21 protein-coding genes are annotated in these 18266 nt (G+C 39.4%); 1 reads left to right on the top strand and 20 read right to left on the bottom strand.

Translation table 11 applies throughout. The annotated features are described in order from the left end of the window. Positions 1-26 precede the first annotated feature (26 nt). From PY091_RS01550 to PY091_RS01635, 18 genes are all read right to left on the bottom strand, one after another. Positions 27-296, bottom strand: a complete 270-nt coding sequence (locus tag PY091_RS01550) for a helix-turn-helix transcriptional regulator (protein ID WP_163624465.1) — start codon at positions 294-296, stop codon at positions 27-29. 446 nt (positions 297-742) lie between these two features. Further along, entirely contained in the window at positions 743-1210 is a 468-nt protein-coding gene (locus PY091_RS01555; protein WP_275647994.1) for a hypothetical protein, read from the bottom strand. Positions 1211-2047: 837 nt separating this feature from the next. Beyond that, positions 2048-3199, bottom strand: a complete 1152-nt coding sequence (locus PY091_RS01560; RefSeq protein ID WP_275647995.1) for an alpha/beta hydrolase-fold protein — start codon at positions 3197-3199, stop codon at positions 2048-2050. A gap of 114 nt (positions 3200-3313) precedes the next feature. Beyond that, on the bottom strand, positions 3314-3766 hold the full coding sequence (locus tag PY091_RS01565) for a GNAT family N-acetyltransferase (RefSeq protein ID WP_275647996.1): 453 nt from the start codon (positions 3764-3766) through the stop codon (positions 3314-3316). 81 nt (positions 3767-3847) lie between these two features. Continuing rightward, positions 3848-5332 carry an amidohydrolase family protein gene (locus PY091_RS01570; RefSeq protein ID WP_275647997.1) on the bottom strand — a complete coding sequence of 495 codons (1485 nt, stop codon included), beginning with the start codon at positions 5330-5332 and terminating at the stop codon, positions 3848-3850. Positions 5333-5356: 24 nt separating this feature from the next. Then, positions 5357-6307 (bottom strand): hypothetical protein, encoded by a 951-nt coding sequence (locus tag PY091_RS01575; protein WP_275647998.1) that lies wholly within the window; start codon positions 6305-6307, stop codon positions 5357-5359. A 29-nt stretch (positions 6308-6336) separates the two neighbouring features. Then, positions 6337-6732, bottom strand: coding sequence for a hypothetical protein (locus PY091_RS01580; protein WP_275647999.1), 396 nt, complete (start codon positions 6730-6732; stop codon positions 6337-6339). A 157-nt stretch (positions 6733-6889) separates the two neighbouring features. Next, the gene (locus PY091_RS01585; RefSeq protein ID WP_275648000.1) at positions 6890-7090 is read right to left on the bottom strand and encodes a hypothetical protein; all 201 of its coding nucleotides are present in this window, start codon (positions 7088-7090) and stop codon (positions 6890-6892) included. Between the two features lie 155 nt (positions 7091-7245). Then, entirely contained in the window at positions 7246-7545 is a 300-nt protein-coding gene (locus tag PY091_RS01590; protein ID WP_275648001.1) for a hypothetical protein, read from the bottom strand. Positions 7546-7648: 103 nt separating this feature from the next. Next, on the bottom strand, positions 7649-8062 hold the full coding sequence (locus PY091_RS01595) for a DUF5367 family protein (RefSeq protein WP_275648002.1): 414 nt from the start codon (positions 8060-8062) through the stop codon (positions 7649-7651). A gap of 9 nt (positions 8063-8071) precedes the next feature. Continuing rightward, complete coding sequence (locus tag PY091_RS01600) at positions 8072-8923, bottom strand: NmrA family NAD(P)-binding protein (RefSeq protein WP_275648003.1); 852 nt, start codon at positions 8921-8923, stop codon at positions 8072-8074. A 20-nt stretch (positions 8924-8943) separates the two neighbouring features. Next, a complete protein-coding gene (locus PY091_RS01605) occupies positions 8944-9432 on the bottom strand; it encodes an anthrone oxygenase family protein (RefSeq protein ID WP_275648004.1) in 489 nt (162 codons plus the stop codon). A 113-nt stretch (positions 9433-9545) separates the two neighbouring features. Further along, on the bottom strand, positions 9546-10535 hold the full coding sequence (locus PY091_RS01610; protein ID WP_275648005.1) for an AraC family transcriptional regulator: 990 nt from the start codon (positions 10533-10535) through the stop codon (positions 9546-9548). 126 nt (positions 10536-10661) lie between these two features. Then, entirely contained in the window at positions 10662-11987 is a 1326-nt protein-coding gene (locus PY091_RS01615; RefSeq protein ID WP_275648006.1) for a hypothetical protein, read from the bottom strand. 30 nt (positions 11988-12017) lie between these two features. After that, entirely contained in the window at positions 12018-12626 is a 609-nt protein-coding gene (locus PY091_RS01620) for a hypothetical protein (protein WP_275648007.1), read from the bottom strand. 115 nt (positions 12627-12741) lie between these two features. Beyond that, complete coding sequence (locus tag PY091_RS01625) at positions 12742-13386, bottom strand: response regulator transcription factor (RefSeq protein WP_275648008.1); 645 nt, start codon at positions 13384-13386, stop codon at positions 12742-12744. 83 nt (positions 13387-13469) lie between these two features. Next, positions 13470-14162 carry a hypothetical protein gene (locus PY091_RS01630; protein ID WP_275648009.1) on the bottom strand — a complete coding sequence of 231 codons (693 nt, stop codon included), beginning with the start codon at positions 14160-14162 and terminating at the stop codon, positions 13470-13472. 29 nt (positions 14163-14191) lie between these two features. Beyond that, the gene (locus tag PY091_RS01635; RefSeq protein WP_275648010.1) at positions 14192-14536 is read right to left on the bottom strand and encodes a hypothetical protein; all 345 of its coding nucleotides are present in this window, start codon (positions 14534-14536) and stop codon (positions 14192-14194) included. 304 nt (positions 14537-14840) lie between these two features. On the opposite strand from PY091_RS01635, the gene PY091_RS01640 reads away from it, so the two are divergent. Beyond that, positions 14841-16730 (top strand): tetratricopeptide repeat-containing sensor histidine kinase, encoded by a 1890-nt coding sequence (locus tag PY091_RS01640; protein ID WP_275648011.1) that lies wholly within the window; start codon positions 14841-14843, stop codon positions 16728-16730. On the opposite strand, the gene PY091_RS01645 is transcribed toward PY091_RS01640, so the two are convergent. Then, entirely contained in the window at positions 16727-17656 is a 930-nt protein-coding gene (locus tag PY091_RS01645; protein WP_275648012.1) for an HTTM domain-containing protein, read from the bottom strand. The two genes, PY091_RS01640 and PY091_RS01645, sit on opposite strands and share 4 nt — an antisense overlap. Next, positions 17631-18194, bottom strand: a complete 564-nt coding sequence (locus PY091_RS01650) for a hypothetical protein (RefSeq protein ID WP_275648013.1) — start codon at positions 18192-18194, stop codon at positions 17631-17633. Before PY091_RS01650 ends, PY091_RS01645 begins: the two co-directional genes overlap by 26 nt. Positions 18195-18266 lie beyond the last annotated feature (72 nt).

An 18266-nucleotide genomic window follows, 5' to 3' on the forward strand; every position in this document is an offset into this window, starting at 1 on the left:
CAAATAGTTTAAAGATGAATCCGTGGCTAAGGATTTGAATCCACAATCGTTTCGCTTTCCGGCAATGGCTTACGTTGGTTCTGTAGCAACCAACTGACTATCTTTTCCCTTTCAAAGAATATAAGTTTTCCATTGGGCTTGGAGTGCGGGATTTGCCCCGCAGCGGTAAGCTTGTACAGATAGCTTCTTGATATGCCTGTGTAATCACAGGTCTCATCAAAGGTCAGTACTTCTTTATTGGCTATCATAAGTCGTTCCAAACGGTCGAGCCGTTCGAGTATCAAAAAATTGTCCATTTTGTTTCTTTTAACGATTAGAAATGAACAAAAGCGCTTTTGTTTTCCTTTGAAGAATTCTTTGGATAAAGATAAAAGAGGTCGGAGGGAAAGTAAGGTTTATAGATTGAATTTTATCCACAAAAAATTGATGTGCAAACACTTACATCATATCAGTTCATATCAAACCAAATGAAAAATGGCAAATAAAATTTTGTTCTAAATCAAATCAAATGACATCAATCGAATTTTCTTAGAATACAAGGATATTGAGTTATCAACAATTGAAATAAACAGATATAAAATTTTGGGCACCAATAAACGATTGATTAGTTGGATGAAAACATTCAGGTAGCTCTGGAATACTGTCTCGAAAAGGGTTAGCTTTTTAAACCTGTTCACTTTACTTCAAAAAAAAGCACCCCGTTTATGAGGTGCTTTTATGTATTTACAAGTAGGAGAATTGACTAGTTTCCTTCGCTCAAAGAAAAGCTGCCATCACCACTAAAAGATTCTACTGTAATCGTTACGGTCCATATTCCGGAAGTGCCTGCGTCGGTTACTCCAGAGAAAGAATCGGGCTCAACCGCACCGTTCAATGATCTATTCAACACGATATTTGCATCTGCATCTGTTACCACCATATTGAAGGTACCTTCCGTGGTCGCAGTGATATCGGCATTATAATCCGCTGTACTGAGGTTGTTGTTCCAGCTGAATATACGGGTGGTAGAACCACCGTTGCCGGTAAAACTTGCATCGATGTCACCATTGAAATCCGACCGGTCACCAACGGTAAAGTCGGAAGGGCTTGTTCTTAATGTTGTTCCATTGACCGTTACACTCGCAAAAGGGTCATCATCTTTGCTACAGGCAATGACGGTAAGGACCATTACTCCGGCTATTAAGGATTTAAATAGATTTGAGGTTTTCATACTTTACTATTGATTAATTAAGAATTGTTGTTTTATAGTTTCCATAGGTTAAACAATCATACTAACGAATTCCCTACCCTGATGATATAAAATCATCTTTTTTTGTTGTGAATCGTGCCCTAATAGTTGTGAAATCATTTTTTTTAGAATTCGGATATCTGTACAATAACGGTTAGGATTGGTTGGCAAAAGTTACTATGGCCGGGAATCTGGTTGATAAAAGGAAGAGAAGATCAAAGGTATCTAATGGGTATATAACTTTTTCAAATTACTCTGAAATATGTGAATAAACATCGAAATAGTCCAACTTGCAACAAATAATCAAAAGACAAATTTGACCTGAGTTTGCGTGCAAATTGCGTGCAAATGAAAAAAGCTCCAAAAGTTGAAAACTCTTGAAGCCTTATTGTGCCTGTGGAGAATACCGGATTCGAACCGGTGGCCTCTTGCCTGCCAGGAAAGTTAGGTTTCTTTGATAGAGATTTCATTAAGTGACCTATTGAAAGTTTTTAACATCCTTGTTAAATAGACTTTCTATTTTAAATTTTGATTTCGTTATCTGGTATTACCCAATTTTAAATTCTGTCATTTTGAAGCTCTTTAATTTATTTTAAATCTCATTGTATCCATTTGGCATTTAAAAGGCCCATAATTGTTAAATTACTGTTAAAAAGGTGTCCCTTTCGGTGTCAGTATCAATTCCCTACCCTTTACAACCCCTAAAAACAGTGGTTTTTTCAATTTAAAGAAGACCCTCTTCCTCCGCAACCAAGCACTATGCTTAAAAAAACCGCAGAGTCATCTCTAGCGGTTTTTTTGTTTTATCAGCTTTTTGTTTTACTTAAATAATCGAGGTGCAAAGTTTTTTAAATCATGTCGCCACACATGCCAGCTATGGCCTCCTGGCATTTCACTGAATTCGTATTCAATTCCATTTTTATCAAAAACCTTTAGCATTTCCTTTCCATTGGCATAGGCAATATCCTCAGGACCTCCTTGGGTGAAAAGCAATAGCTTCACCGTTTTATTTAATGTAGTATTTATTTCTGCCAATCGCTTGTCCCCGTTCGCGTACATTTCTTTGTTATTGGCAAACCAACCTGAACTCATCACATTTATATAGGTAAACATATCCGGCTTTTCCATAAACGAATTCAATACTTCCAATCCTCCCATGGATAAACCGGCCAGAGCACGATGTTCAGTATCAGCGTACACATTGTAGTTGGATTCGATATAAGGAATTATCTCATTAAAGAAATCTTCTACAAACAGATTCACATCTATACCGCCATCTGGCATAACAACCATCATTTCGGTAATTTTCCCTTCCGCCAAAAGATTATCCATAATAATTCCTGCCCGCCCTACTCCAGGCCAGGCTTTTTCGCTATCACCTCCCCCATGTAGCAAATAAAGCACTGGTAACTTTTTGTTGGTTTTATGGTAACCCGCCGGTGTCCAAACTTTCATGTTCCTCATAGATTTGGTTGTGGAGGAATAATATTGAATAGTTGATACCGCGCCATGAGGAACATCCTTCCGGTTTGCAAAAAAAGTTCCATCTCCTTCTGGGGGAATCGAAACCAAGGCGGAGGTCTTGTATGCATCTGGAGCTTTGGGATCATATACCTTAACTCCATCTACCATAAAATGATAACGATAAGTTCCTGCCGAAACTTTGGGCACTATTATAGACCAAACACCGATTTCCGATTTTTTACTTTCAAGGGTTGCTCCCCACGGAACTACATCTCCTCCAAGAGTTACGTTTTCCGCCTTGGGAGCGTAAATACGAAACACCACATCTCCGTTTTCCAAAATTTCCGTTGATTTTAAGGTGTCGTTTGGTGTTGGGGTGCGGTTGAACCGCTGTGCTTGAACGGGTACACTGCATATCAAAATAAGGGTCATGGCAATGCCAAATACACGTATTGATTTGTGAATAGTTTCGAGTTGCTTTGAATCTAAGATTAATCGGGTTTTCATTTTGGCTGAAATTTAGATACTCAAATTAGCCATATCCTCCCAATTACCTGTTGTCCTTTTCGGAAATTTCCATATACCTCTCTAAAAAATGCGCGGCATTTAAAATTTATTCACTTAAAAATGAAGTTTCATCCCTTCATGGGTTGCTGTAAACCCAAGAGATTCATAAAACCGAATGGCATCTGGTCGATTTTTATCCGTTGTTAATTGTAAAACATGTGCATTCTTTTCCTTTGCCCTTCTTATGGCCCACTCCATTACCAATTTGCCAATTCCTTGATTGCGATAAGCTTTGTGCACCCTAACACCTTCGATTTGTGCGCGAATACCCCCTTGGTATGTTAGGTATGGAATAAACGACATTTGAAATACGGCTGTGATATTTCCCGTTTTGTTTTCAACCACCATCAGCTCTTGATTCTTATCCGAAGTGATGCGCTCCAATGCATCATAATAAGTTTTGGGCAAGGGCAAGGTATAGTTCTCTCTTTTACTGCCCAAAGGGTCGTCAGCTATCATTTCAACAATAATAGGTAAGTCCTTGGTCGATGCCTTTCTAAATATCATAAACGTCCTTTTTGCGGCTTTTTAAATCATGTTTTACTGCACCTTTAACCAATTATCCCCCTTATCCCTTCTCAAAGTTTATTAATCTTTACGTCCTGCGGCAGAAAGGGTCTCTCGATTTATTGGTTTACCATTGATAATCACATGCGAGATATCGTTATAGGCAGTAATATCCAGCAAAGGGTTTTTGTTCAAGACCAAAAGGTTGGCCCTTTTCCCTTCTTCCACACTTCCATATTTATCGTCTAGTCGAAATGCCTTTGCGTTTTCGATGGTTGCCATAGATAATATTTTGTTCAACGGTAATCCGGCATCTGCCATTTCCATCATTTCTAAATATCCATTGTAGCCGGGGGGATTACCATATGTGGGAGATGAAGGTGAATCTGTTCCAAAAAGGATATTGCCTCCATTTTTGTACATGTACATTAAATTGATTTTACCTTGATCGGATATCCTGGTAAAGTTGGTCTCAATAATTTCCTTGGGAGCGTCCCCAAAAATATTGGCATACATAGTCTCAGAATGTTCTTTGTAATAAGTTATCAAGTCCTGTGGTAAAACATGGTCCAATTCCGGGCTATTTAAAAAACTTGCATTTGTCAATATTTTTAAGCCATTGATTACTTGTAAAGTCGGCATATATCCCACTTGATTCTCAATTTCGGTGTCCAAAACCTTCTGTATTTCTTTTGGAATCGTTAGCGAATCACCCAAGCTGTATTTTCCCCAATTCCAAAGTCCATGTGCTATCACATCCACATTGGCTTGTCCCAAGAAATCATGGGCCTCCAAAGAATTTCCATGAACAACCAGGGTTAGATTATTCCTGTGGGCTTCTTTTTTTATATCCGCCATAAGTTCAAAGGTCGGCGTAGGGAAAGAAGGGATGGTTGGGTCAAAACCGGGTTCATAATATGTTTTTAAGGCAATGGCCCCTGACTCCCCCACTCTTTTGGCCACTGCTTTTGGTGTATGGTTTTCCTTTTGGTATTCTTCTGGGATTGGATATGCCTCGTTCTCTTGATAAATAAAATTGGGAACTTCATCGCTCCAATTCGTCAAACCATATCCATTTCCGATAACCGCTCCGCCACCTACATAAAATAAGTCGGGCTTGATCTCTGCCTCTAAAAAATCCTGTAAACGATCGGGATGGGCCGTGCCCAAATCTATAATTGTGGTGTAGCCAAAGTAGAGATAGCTCTTGGGCAGTTGATTTTTATAGTGCGCAACTATTTCGGGGTTTTGAATTTCTTCTTCCTCCGAGAGTGCATCGGTACCGGTAATATGCACATGACTATCTATAAGTCCGGGAATAATAAATTTGCCTTTGGCATCCAGTGTTGTAAAAGTGCCTTTAACATGGGGTTCTTGTTGTCCTATATAGGCAATACTGTCTCCATCCAAAACTATAAAGTTGTTCGACGAAACATCCTGACTTAGCGGAGATACTATGTCTGCATTTTTGATAACGAGGCCATTAACTATTGCAATATCGACCTTGGGAGCATTACAAGAAAACAGCAAAAGGGTGGTAAGTAGGGAAATTAAAGATTTGTTCATTTTATGATGTTTATGCATTACGAATTACTGGTCTAATTCTTTTATATTTTCCAAAACGGACGAAAAATCGACCCAATAAATATTGCCGAACCACTCCGAACCATCTTCACCTTCACTATCCACTTCATATCCTCTATGGAAAAACAAATACTTACCATCCGGGGAAACGGAAGGTGCCATTTCGGTTTGCTCTGTATTAATTTTTGAGCCAAGGTTAACGGCCTTGGTCCATGAGTCATTTGTATTAAAACTGATGTACAAATCGCTATCCCCAAATCCTGAAGATTTCTTCCCATCAAAAATCATGTAGCTTTCATCTGGAGCTATAAAGGAGTGTGCAATCATTTTTCCTTGATTGATTTCTTCCCCCATTCTTTTAATTTCGTTGTACTTTCCTTCTTCTAAATATGAATAATAGATACCCCCTTCTTCAATGTTCGCACCTTCCTCCTGTGAGGTAAAATAAAGGTTGCCATTTTTAGATGAAGTCAAATACATCATATAAGTACTTACGACTGGATGCTGCATGGGAACGGGGGCGCTCCACCCATTTTCGGATTTTTCGCAATACCATTGGATCAGCCCCGGAGATTGCACCGAATCGTTGATGGGACGAGTACTCCCGAAATACAGTCGTCCCCCCGTAGGATCCACATGAGGTTCAAACTCCCATGTATCTTCCGATGAAAATGAGGCCAATTCTGGTGTTGTCCAACTATTGTCAATCAATTTACTGACAAAAATATTATTTCTTCCACCGGGAAATCGTCGAGTAAAATACATCTCATCCATCTCAGGATTAAAAGTTATGGCAAAGTCCATGGCATCCTCTATGGACACCAAACCTTGTCCAAAAACCAAAGGGGCATCCATTGGAATTTGGTCACTGAATAATGTAAGGCTCGATTTAGTATTATCGCAGGAAAGGGCAAAAACAAACAATGCTGAGATAAGCACAGTTTTAATTAGATTCATAATATAAATTTTGATTGATGATGTGTAATTTACGGCTTTGATTTTTTATCAAAAGCATTGGAAACCAATAAAAGTACAAAAGCCAAACCAAACCCGATTATGCCAATATTGACACCAAAAAGCGCCTTTTCACTGCCGTCCAAATACCTCATATCGCCTCCATAAAGGTCTTTTATGGTATATGCCAACAGAAATCCTCCGGTGACCAATAAACTTAGTATTCCGCTTATTCTGGTCTCGTTTTTATACCAGACCAACCATAGGCACAACAAACCAATACCAGAGTTTGTGATTAATTGCCAAACTTCGTGTATGCGAACATGTGGTGTCCAATCCGGATTAAAAACATGAGTATTGTTAATTTCCAAAAATGGAACAGCAAATGCGTATAATAAGACAGTAAAGGTAATTGCCACTTTTTTCATTTCTTTAGTTGATTAAAATTCTTGTTGTATTTGTGTATATAAATCCTCTTCAAAGGACTTATAAATTTCCTCGTACCTGTTGTTGCTTAAAATCACAAGGAATTCATTTGTTTTTGGTAAAAACAGTGTCATGGTTTTGGCACCGCCCCAACTCCCATTATGATAGACCCATTTTCCTTTTTTTTGCAGAATCGCAAATGACAAAGCCAAACCCGTACTTTTCTGAAACAACATCCGTAGAGAACATGGCTTGCTTGCTCTCTTCAGTAATTAAGGTATTATTTCGAATGGCCAGTTTCCATTTTTCCAAATCAAGGATAGTCGTATACACTCCACTGCCGCCTACAATGTCGTTCATCCAATTTAGGTGTTTAAGTTCCTTATCACTTTTGGCAAGTTGGCATTCATTCTTTCGATTATTTCGGGTATACCCTTTGGCAACATTATCCATCGTCTACAAGTCCATGTTTTTAGAAAATACTTGTAGCGATACAATAAACTTTGCTTTCAATCTCATTTTATCGGCTTTTCATAAAGATTTTCTGTCATGTTTTTTAGTCCCATTTCAGGTAAAAACTGGTCGGAAATGGTCAGTATTGCATGTAGATTGTCCCTAAGTCGCTCAAGCTTAATTTCTTCTGGGGCCATGGATGTTTGCAATAAGTGCAGCGCCATATCGGCCAACAGTAACCGTTGTTTTTCCAACCACTCCTTATCATCCTTTTTTGCTGGATGGCTCAAATAAGCGGTTTCGACCTGGCTATGCAATTCCCAACTGGTCTTTATCATTTCTGTTTTTTGCTCTTTTGTCATATGTCCGGCTTTTGATTATTTGGTTTTGGTTATTTTAAATCACTTTTAACCCGTTCCAAACATAGGTCGCAAAAACGTCCCTCCTATTACGGCACTTGTATTCCTAATTATTGGTGATTTTTGCAAAAATCACGGACTTTTTAAACAGCCAATACATGGTGATCATACCAACATATTCCAAACCTATGATCCAAAAAACAGGATCGGTAAAAAAGCTGATATGATTTCCTCCATAGGGCAGAATAAACATGGGTACTGTAATACTGGCATCCAACACAATAGTTATCAAAAACATATAACACCCAACACGGAGGCCATGAGTCCTATAGCCTTTTTTATAGTATAAATGGGCTCCTAAGAGTGTTGCCGGAATAATGGTTATGGCCAATACCCAGTTTGCCTGAACCTCTGGATCTTCCAAAACCGGGACAAAATATGATAGCACATATGCGGTCACCCCCAGCACCCATACAATAAGGGCCGAAACGGTAGCTTTTTTAATTTGATCAACATTCATGATTTTTATTTAAATGGTGTGGGTTACATCTTGATTCCAAACGCCTGTAGCTTTCGTCTTTTGCACAAATGATTCAAAACTGGTCGCTGGTCTGCCCAAAACCATTTCAACATCTTGTGATACCTCTTGGTTCTCGGGATTGCCCAAAACTTCTTTGAACAAATATCCGAACAACCACACGTAAGAATCCGGAAGGCCTGCCTGTTTCATTCCAACTTTAAATTCTTCTATGGAAATGGGATGGTAGTGGATTTCCTTGCCAATTCCATCGGACATAACCTGAATTGCCTGCTCCCATGTCATTTTTTTAGGTCCGGTAACTGTTATGGTGCGACCATTGTACGTATCGTCCAATAATACATGGCATACCACATCTGCAATGTCATCGGTATCCACGAATGGAATCTCTGCTTCAGGCATTGGCAAGGCTACCTGACCTGCTAGGATAAAATCCAAGAAAGCACCTTCACTAAAGTTCTGATTGAACCAAGATGCCCGTACCAAAGTATAGTTCAAGCCCGAGTTGGCCACAATCTCTTCACATGCCTCAGCCTCCTTTTCTCCCTTTCCCGATAAAAGCACCACTTTCTCCAGGCCTTCTTTTAATGCAACCGCCGTAAGGTTTTCAATCGCTTCCCTAGAACCCGGCACGGCCAAGTCTGGATAGTACACAATATATGCACGGTCCATCCCTTTTAATGCATGGGCATAGGTGGATGGATCTTCCCAGTTAAAAGCAGGATTGCTATTTCGGGAACCGATTCTAATTTGATGCCCTGCGTCCTCAAGTTTTTTTGCAACCCGGCTCCCTGTTTTACCTGTTCCGCCGATTACTAAAATGTTGTGTTTTAGATTTTTCATGACTGTTCGTTTTTTGATTTTTATTTTTTGATTTGAATGAATACTGCGACCAATCCCAATACAAATGAAAGTACCGTACATATGGTTCTAATTTGATGGAGTCTGTTCCAATTAACCTCATAATAATCCCTGAACTCCTTCATCTTATCTGCATTTAGCTCATAAAGATGTAGTGCATCCAATTTGTTGTTCAACGGAACATTCCCTAGCCCCGTAACTCCAATTGTTCCGATCAGATAAATAATAAATGCGGACAAAATCAACCAAAAAGTGACTTTGTTGTAATTCCATTGATTAAAGCCGGCCACGCCAAAGGCAATAACACTTCCAAAAAAAACAATGAAAAAAGCAGGGTTTATTATCGCCCGATTAATGGACTGCATGGTTTCCAAGTAAACCCCATCCGATAGTCTTTGAGTTCCTGGAATCACAGATACCGACCATCCATAAAACAATCCAGCGGACAATCCTGTTAAAAAAACAGATACCATTAAGGAAATTGTTTTCACAGAGACATACATTTCACATCGTTTTTTAATTCGGATGTAAAATTGCGGCTATCCATTGGGCGATGCTTGACACTTTGTGCCAAACTTTTGACATTTTATGCCAAACACCTCTTTTAAGGGGTGTTACGGAATTCGATCGGCGTTATCCCCGTCCATCTTTTAAATGCCCGATTAAAAGCGCTTTGTTCAGAAAAACCAGTTTCAAAAGCAATTTCAGCAATGCTTCTTTCTGTATGTTTTAATAGATCTTTGGAGATACCTTCCTGTGTTTTTCGGATTAAATCCCGAAACGTTATGCCATTATCGGCAAGTCTTCTTGCCAAGGTTCTATTGCTCATCCCCATCAGTGCGCCAATTTGATGGATACTGGGAATACCACTGGGCAAAGCATCCTGAATTAGTCTCTCACAATCCATGGCTACTTTATTGGCGCTAATTTCCAATCCTTTGGTCTCTTCCTCCACCCGTTCCACCAAAAACTTATTTATGCTACTATCCGCCTTTGCTGTCCGCATTTGAAAGTCGCTTGAGCTGTATGTAATGGAATAATGTGGCTGATCAAAAAGGATTGGGCAATCGAATACGTTGGTATAGCTACTTAAATCGTTAGGTGGACTATGCTTAAAACTAACTTGTGTCGGGGAAATATGAGACTCGGTCATTGCCTGCAAAACCACTACCGTGGCAGATAAGGTTGCTTCGTTGGAAAGCTCCAAACCCCTTCTGTGCGGCTCCCGCATTAAATGGATTACGGAATATTCCTTATTTTTTTCAACTTTGAACACATAGGTATTGGAAAGCATTTTAAAATAGCGCTCGGAACGTTCAAATATTTCACCAACGTAAGAGCAAGTCCTCCACGACAAACCGAGAACGCCATAGTCCTCAATTTTCATTTGCTGACCTACCCGAATTGAAAATCCTGGACCCAACTCAGCGTCTAATAGTTCATGAAGTTCAAAAAATTCTTCTGCAGGAACGGCCTTCACAGTGTCCAAGCTTGAGTATGGAGTCTTCAATTCATTAAAATAGTCCACCTGCATACCTTCGGCCAAGGCACACACGATCATTTTTCGATATAAACTAACTGCAGTGTATTTCATGTAAGGACCCTCGGTAGCCGACAGGTGTTCAATTGTGGAATTAAATATATCGACTTCTGTCCAAAAACGAAATAAGCCTTGCAAACAAAAGTTTACAAGGCTCTTCCATAAAATTTAAATCAACAGCTATTTTGGTATGTTGCACCCCATCCCTTCCCAAGGATACATACCGGCTGGCAATGCTTCTTCAATGGTGATCAACGGTAAAAATATTTCAGCATCCATAGCAACCGCTGACCCTTGTAGGTTAAGGCCAAAAATACTTCGTAATTGATTGGCACCCGTGTTGGGGACTGTTACTGCTGCATCGACCTCTTCCCTACTAATCTCTTGTCTGCCGGCATAAATCTCCGCCCAACGTTCAGCTACAGGTATTTTGATCAATAAACCTTGATTTCCGTCACTCATGGGATCCAAATACATTGCTTCGTCCAAAATATCGGCCACGGCCATTTTATCGTTGATCTCACGGTAATCGTATTTGCTGTTACCTGTAAACAGATTGTTCTTCATGGTGATTTTTGCCCCTTTGTTATAAAGTCCTCCCATATGTCCATAACCCAGCGCATTGTTTTCTATGGCAGCAACCAGGTTTTGATCTATGGCCAAAGCATCTCCACCATAGGAAGCAATAGGATCATGCTTCCACGTAAATAGTACGGTATTGTGTTTTATCTGAAATTTTGGCAAAACAGATTCATCCGAACCTACATATCCTGTTCTGGCCTGAATTCCATATCCGGTATTGTTGATACAGAAGTTGTTTTGGATAATACCTTGTCCGCCCTTAAATACACGCAATGAAATAGCACCCTCGGTCGGCGCGGTATTCATGACCACACAATTTTGAACCGCTATGTTCGTAAAATTGCTGCCAACGATCACAATGCCTCCTGATTCCGGTGATGGGTTTTGTTGCGACTTTGGACTTGCCTTTCTTCTAATGGCCAAATTTTTGTCCAAATGATAGCGGTTTCTTGGTCCATGGTCTACAATTATACCATCAACAATAATCTCTGAACCAGTTGATTTTTGACCGTTATTTTCCCGTTGCTGATCAGTGCGGATATAGATGCGTGGTTGCGTAGATTTCATATACTCGTTGGTACCCGTAAAAATGGTTTTATGTGCATCCCAAGGGTCCCGTGTTGTAAAAGATGTGTCGTAACCTCCGTATATTTTGACCGGAACATTGATCTCATCTGACCCGCTGGAACCTTTGCTCATATAAATTCCTTCAGCAATATGAATTCGATCATTGGGTTTTAGATGATGAATGATGTTTCCCAGGTCCTTGGCCGGGCGTTCTTTTGTGCCCATCTGACCAGAGCCCGTATTTTTGCTAATAAACCAATCCCTTCCCTCGTTGGAGAAGTTAGGAGAGGTATTCTGTGAAATACCCCAATTGAATGATACCAATAGAATAATTGCGGTTGAAATTTGATTCTTCATTTTATAATTAATGTTAGTATTTGTTTATCGTTAATAAGGCCTAAAAGACCTCAATAGTTCCAGTAAGTGCGATGCGTTTTCTTTTTTCATACCGATAGGTGTCCACGCAACAAGAAAATACAGGTCGTCATTTTTTTCTATGAAAACGGTGTAATATGAAATCGGAAAGGGAATGTCCGCTATTTGAGCATCAAATTGTACTCCTCTATTATTGGCATTGGCGATTCCCATGGACAATTCTTCTTCCGAAATAACCTTCATGTCGTGTCTGAACGATGCCAGCTGAATTTGTTTATAGTTTTCCAATAAGGAAAGCCCATCTTGGTAAGCTCCATATTTACGCTGTGCAGTTTTAAATTCCTCGGCAGATTCATCGATGACAATGGCATAAAGTTCCTTTTCCTCATTTTGTAGTTGAAGTGAAGCCGCATCGTTTAGGTCGTATACCTTTTCCATGTGTACGGGCAATTCCAGCGAATACTTTTGTGGTATGCCGATGGTTCCCTTCATGCTTTTGAAACCACGATTGGAAAATTCGGTCTTTTCTTTACGCTGGTGCACATAACTTTTGTAGGCTGTGTAAAGTCGATAGCACAACACTGCGGCTGCACCGATTACACCAATAATTTTGATATCCATTGAATTCCTATTTACAGGCAAATTAGCCTGTTGGAACTGCTATGGGGTACAAGAATTCCCATGCCCTCAAAAAATCTATGAAAACAGGTAATTTTTTATGGACAGGATGTTATTCCTATGTATGTAGGGAATATTCCATAGCTACCTTTACCAGCCCTGCTGTATTTCGGGTTCCGGTCTTGATTAGCATATTTCTTCGGTGGGTCTCCACTGTACCAAAGCTGATAAAGAGTTTATCAGCAATTTCTTGGGTAGTGTGCTCATCAAGTATTAACTGAAGAACTTCCTTTTCCCGTCGGGAAAGTTTTGGAAACAAACTAGAAGTCTCCTTGATCTTCTTGTCGTTGGTCATCATATTAAAAACAATCTCCTTGGAGGTCTCATCCAAATACGTCTTGCCTTCGAATACTGATTTTATGGCCTCGACTAATTCTTTTTTACCGGCATTTTTTAAAACATAACCTTTGGCTCCATTATTTAGCATTTGCCTTATCAAGCTGCTCTCCTTGTGCATGGTTATCGCAATCACTTTGGATGCGAGTCCTAACTTGGTGATTTTCTTGCAGGCATCAATTCCATTTAATTCCGGCATATTAATATCCAAAAGAATAACATCGGGATTGATTTCGGGTAATAGCTGAAGTGCTTTCTTGGCGTCCAATTCAGAACCGACTACCTTAATTTCAACTTCGTTTTGCAGTAATAATTTAAACCCTTCGATAACCATTTGGTGGTCATCAATTATAAAAACATTGATCATTGGTCGGTTGGCAAGCTTATGCGGTTGGTTGATGGTTTTCCCACTAAATATAGGGATACATTCATTTAAAATAAAAACTGTTTCTAGTCTAGCTGATAACCAGATATATAAGCTTCTCCAACTTTTGTAGATGTGGTAATATGGTAAGGTCTTTTGTAGCCATCGGCAAAATGCAGTACCCCATCGTAAACCCAGAGTTCCTCTCCATCTGAGCTCTCGTGCAACCTAAAGGTAGTCCTGCTGTAGCCTTCAATTTCTCCATGTTCATCGGTCAGGGCTTTCATGTAGTTGGCCAATTGACTGCCCAAGGTTGGAGTCCGATATTTTTCGATAACAGTTTTGGCTATCGACTCGTGGTTTCCATCAACAATATGATTTGAGAAATCCGTAAACACTTTCGACTTTATCACATATGGCTCCAAAACTTCTGGCTGATATTTATATTCAGTGGATTCACCCGTTTGCGAGTTTATGGTTTCAACCATTATGTACCCAAATTTCTCCTTTTCCTCTTCGGTGAAACCATCTAACAACATCATGGCCACGGAAGGGCATACCAAATCCTTACGTAAGGAATCCAACATTTTGCTGTTGGTCAATTTAACTTTAAAGGCGGCATAGCTTTCGTTGTTTTCATCGTTCATTTTAAATTCTCTCGAGGAAGTAACTTCGGCTTCAAAATTATCGCTCAGTTTATCCAAAACAGCATCTTGATTGTCCGTGTTGCAGGAAAAAAATAGCAGCGCCAACAAAGGCAGTAAATAGCGGTTTTTCATTTTGGTCGGTGTTTAGTATTAGCTTAGTGTTAATTATATTTTTCAGTGATAAATTCAGATATTTCCTGTTGCAGGGCCTGAAAGTCTTTTTTCTTGGTGTAATACATAGCTCCATAGAATATAAATCCTCCCAAAAGAGTCAATGCGATCAAAACAACAAAAGCCACGAACATCCAAGGAAGCATTAGGTTAATGTTCCCAACAACCTTCACTTTATCGTTTTTGGGGATTACAATGGCCATCACAGGACCATTGACCACATTGATTATTTTTTTGTTGAACATTGGGTATTTTACTTTGTAATTTGGAAAAGCTTCGGTCAAATCATTTTTGATTTGCTCTACTTCCGCGCCTTTATTCAGTGTTAACTCCATTGTTTGATTTTTATGGTTAATGGTTAATTAGAAAAACAATTGCAAACTATTCCATACATGTGGTATTGGTGTCCATAATTTCTTGTACCAGAAAAAAATCCATGAAATCATAGATTTTTGGGGTTTGAACGGTTTATCGAGGGACTCCTTTTGATTATTTTTTAAATTGACCGCTTAAACCAACCTCATAACCTAACCAATGAAAATCGTTCTTTCTCTCACGAAAAGACAACTGTTTTTTGTTTGCTCATTATTTGCCATAACTTTTACATCTACCCAAGCTCAAGACCAAGTTTCCGTATTTATGGATTCCATACTGGTTCATGAGGAAGACACTTCGAAGAAAGTTTTGGGCCTACTACGCTATTCAGGTCAGAACAGATATGTACCACAGACCAAAAAATTAATAAACAGTGCCATTCAAGTTTCTAAGGCAAACCAAGATGGATTGCTGTTGGCCAACAGCTATTATGCACTGGGGAATTACTATTTTTTTAATGCCAACATTGATTCCAGCCTTACTTCGCTTGATCTTGCGGATGAATATCTTGGAAATAAAGATCCAATGCTCAAGGCATCCATTCTCTCTACACGGGGAGGTATTTATAGCAAATCTGGCGATGTTACCCTAGCACTATCCACGCAATTGGAGGCCAAGGCCATATTGGAACAGATTGATGCAACACAATTGGAAGAAAATGCCGCTGCACAATTAACAGGAAAAAAATTGGTGCTCTATAACAGCTTGGCCAATTTGTACCTAAAAATCGATGATTATGATAATGCCCTGAAAAATTACGACGAAGCCTATAATTTGGCAGTGAAAGATGAAAGGGCATTACCGAATACTGCCATTATTTTAAGTAATAAAGGGGAACTCCTTTATAAAATGAAACGCTATGAAGAAGCGCTTGAAACAGCGCATGACGCAAAGAAAATGAAGATAAGGGCGAAGTTACCGGAAAGGTTCGTGGCAGTCTCCAACTATCATATTGGAAGAGCACTATACCAACTTGATAGTGTGGATGTTGCTTTGGATTACCTAAACAATGCACTCACCCAAAGTTTGGATAATCAATATACGCATGGCGAGATGCTTGCACTGGCAGAAAGAGGGCTTATATACTTGCAACAGGGCAACTTTGAAAATGCCTTAAAAGATTGCAGCCGGTCATTGGAATTGGCCGAGGCCATGAATGAAATAGAAACCAAGATTGAAGCCTGCGATTGTCTTTATAAAACCCAGAGCAAGTTGGGCAACTTTGAGTCCTCACTAAAAAACTTTGAAAGGTACACACAACTGAAAGATTCCTTGTTCAATGAGAAAAATGTCCGAAAAATTACCCAATTGGGCATGCAGTACGAATTTGATAAGAGGGATGCGGAACAAGAACTATTGATCGCTAAAAAGAATCGCCAACAAAAACTCATATTATGGGGCGTCGGTGTTTTGTTTGTTTTTGGCCTGTTAGCTTCAATTTTCTTCAGAAAACGTCTCATTTACCAAAAAACCATTACGGAACAACAGCAAGCCATCCAGGAACAAGAAATCGTGAAATTGCGCCAAAACAATAGAATTACGGCCATGAACAGTATGATCGAGGGGCAAGAAAAAGAGCGAGCACGCATTGCAAAGGATCTTCACGATGGGTTGGGCAGTCTGTTGAGTTCGGTTAAATCCCATTACATAGCCGTTACCGAAAACCATACTTCCAATAAAGAAACCGTGGATAAAACCGAACAACTGATTGATTATGCGTGCAACGAAGTACGTAGGATATCCCATAATATGGTCCCGCATACCCTTGCCGTTTCAGGATTGAGCGATGGAATCAAAGATTTGGCCGACAGATTGACCATAGACAATTATGAGGTCACCTTGGATATAAACAAGCTCCCAAAACTGGATGCCACAAAGGAGGCGATGGTATACCGATTGGTTCAGGAAATTGTTTCCAACATTAAAAAACATGCGAAGGCCAAATCAATATTCATCCAGCTTTATGCCCATAACGATCAGGTTTTTTTAACCGTAGAGGATGATGGTGTGGGATTTGACCTGTACGAATCGAAAAACAAGAAAGGTCTTGGACTTAAAAATATTGAAAGCCGTGTCGCTTATTTGAACGGAGAGATAGACTGGGACAGCAAGCAAGGAAAGGGGACCACAATCAACATTAATTTTACAGCCTAACGAATAATACGCATAGCAGCATATTTTTTGCCCATCTTTCCTATGGTGAATGTTTTGGCCTCAAAATTATAATACGCGGTGAGGTTCAAGATAATCATCAGGGTTGAAAAGAAATATAGATTAAGAAATAATGCGATTCCTAAATGCATTCCAATAGTGGCGGCCAACCAATACTTTCGAAGCCCTTTCACATTGATTAAAAAGTAAAACATCTCAATAAGGATTACCGACCAACCGATTAGGGCCAAAAGCCATTGGTGTTCTGACAACCATTCAACACCCACATTAAAATCCAAGTTAAAGTAAGGCAATGTAATTGTTTTCCAAATAGCTTCTCCGTTTCGCCAGTTATAGCCCAGAAGTTTATCAAAACCTGAAAAGAAATAGACTATGCACATAAATATGCCAAGCAACCTACGGACAAGTTGAAAATCCACTATGGCACCTAACCTCTGCATCAATTTCTTAAATAGCATAGCGTCTATGGAAAAGTGGACGTTGGAGGGCAAAAAACATAAAAAGAATAGACTAATACTAGTAAAATAATCCACCCCATAATTGAAAAACACATTGGTTTTGAGCAAGGCAATATGCAGTATTAATAAGACCAAAGCTGAAAATTGGGTAATACAACCCATTGCCAATAATAGGGTGAAAAACAGAAAAATAAATGTAATGACATTCAAATATGCACCCATTGGCACACCCAAACTTTCTGATAACCGGAAATGGGTCAAAATTGTATCGAAAACAAACAAATCGGATATAGGGTTGGGCAGTAAGGCCATTTCTCCGAACAGATATGGCAAATCTTTGTAAATGGCCATAAAATGCACTAGGACAAATATAGCCACGGAAATTCTAAAGAACACCAAGAACAGGGCGTTGCTAGGAACTTGATTATTTATAGTTTTCCCAAAGTTCATCGCGTGTATAGTTTTTTGATTTCAAAAGCACATAGATCGGAGCCATCGTCTTATTGCTTTTCAATTGTTCCAAAGTTGGGTAGTGATACAGTTGAACCTTTGCATTAACAAATTCCGCTCGTTCATTCTCTAGCAGCACCTTGGATGCAAGTCCTTTCAAAAAAATATCACATCTTTTGATCTCAAGCGAATCTGGGTCTGATTCCATATATTTCTCGAACATAGAATAGGCAGTCCTAATTCTAGAAACACTTTCCTTTTGGTGCATTTTTGGAAAATACGTAGTTTCAATTAATGTACTGTCTGTTGAGAACAGTGTAAATTCGGTAAGGTACTCGCTGGCAACGTTTGGTGCAAAAAAACCAAATCCAGTGTCCAAGCCTGTATAGGACAGAAAAGTCGAAACAGCCTTATTTTCCGCAAACTCCAAAGAACTAAACACCCTATTTTCCCGTTTTCTTTTTTCAGCATCCTCAGTATGATAAAATTCTATATAAGAAGAGATGGTTCCCTTGACATTGATCAGCAGTGTAGTCATAAAAATAAGACCAAAGAGAGCAACGTAGATTTTGTTTAATATTCGCATGGCAATACAAAAAGAGCCAGGGCC

The sequence above is a fragment of the Flagellimonas okinawensis genome (assembly GCF_029194005.1).
Classification (GTDB): Bacteria; Bacteroidota; Bacteroidia; order Flavobacteriales; family Flavobacteriaceae; genus Flagellimonas; species Flagellimonas okinawensis.

Coding starts and splice junctions, on each gene's coding strand:
- PY091_RS01570 (WP_275647997.1), bottom strand. CDS start 5,332: ATGAACAAATCTTTAATTTCCCTACTTACCACCCTTTTGCTGTTTTCT.
- PY091_RS01600 (WP_275648003.1), bottom strand. CDS start 8,923: ATGAAAAATCTAAAACACAACATTTTAGTAATCGGCGGAACAGGTAAA.
- PY091_RS01630 (WP_275648009.1), bottom strand. CDS start 14,162: ATGAAAAACCGCTATTTACTGCCTTTGTTGGCGCTGCTATTTTTTTCC.
- PY091_RS01560 (WP_275647995.1), bottom strand. CDS start 3,199: ATGAAAACCCGATTAATCTTAGATTCAAAGCAACTCGAAACTATTCAC.
- PY091_RS01565 (WP_275647996.1), bottom strand. CDS start 3,766: ATGATATTTAGAAAGGCATCGACCAAGGACTTACCTATTATTGTTGAA.
- PY091_RS01640 (WP_275648011.1), top strand. CDS start 14,841: ATGGATTCCATACTGGTTCATGAGGAAGACACTTCGAAGAAAGTTTTG.
- PY091_RS01625 (WP_275648008.1), bottom strand. CDS start 13,386: ATGATCAATGTTTTTATAATTGATGACCACCAAATGGTTATCGAAGGG.
- PY091_RS01610 (WP_275648005.1), bottom strand. CDS start 10,535: ATGAAATACACTGCAGTTAGTTTATATCGAAAAATGATCGTGTGTGCC.
- PY091_RS01590 (WP_275648001.1), bottom strand. CDS start 7,545: ATGACAAAAGAGCAAAAAACAGAAATGATAAAGACCAGTTGGGAATTG.
- PY091_RS01620 (WP_275648007.1), bottom strand. CDS start 12,626: ATGGATATCAAAATTATTGGTGTAATCGGTGCAGCCGCAGTGTTGTGC.
- PY091_RS01595 (WP_275648002.1), bottom strand. CDS start 8,062: ATGAATGTTGATCAAATTAAAAAAGCTACCGTTTCGGCCCTTATTGTA.
- PY091_RS01580 (WP_275647999.1), bottom strand. CDS start 6,732: ATGAAAAAAGTGGCAATTACCTTTACTGTCTTATTATACGCATTTGCT.
- PY091_RS01615 (WP_275648006.1), bottom strand. CDS start 11,987: ATGAAGAATCAAATTTCAACCGCAATTATTCTATTGGTATCATTCAAT.
- PY091_RS01575 (WP_275647998.1), bottom strand. CDS start 6,307: ATGAATCTAATTAAAACTGTGCTTATCTCAGCATTGTTTGTTTTTGCC.
- PY091_RS01585 (WP_275648000.1), bottom strand. CDS start 7,090: ATGAACGACATTGTAGGCGGCAGTGGAGTGTATACGACTATCCTTGAT.
- PY091_RS01645 (WP_275648012.1), bottom strand. CDS start 17,656: ATGAACTTTGGGAAAACTATAAATAATCAAGTTCCTAGCAACGCCCTG.
- PY091_RS01650 (WP_275648013.1), bottom strand. CDS start 18,194: ATGACTACACTGCTGATCAATGTCAAGGGAACCATCTCTTCTTATATA.
- PY091_RS01555 (WP_275647994.1), bottom strand. CDS start 1,210: ATGAAAACCTCAAATCTATTTAAATCCTTAATAGCCGGAGTAATGGTC.
- PY091_RS01635 (WP_275648010.1), bottom strand. CDS start 14,536: ATGGAGTTAACACTGAATAAAGGCGCGGAAGTAGAGCAAATCAAAAAT.
- PY091_RS01550 (WP_163624465.1), bottom strand. CDS start 296: ATGGACAATTTTTTGATACTCGAACGGCTCGACCGTTTGGAACGACTT.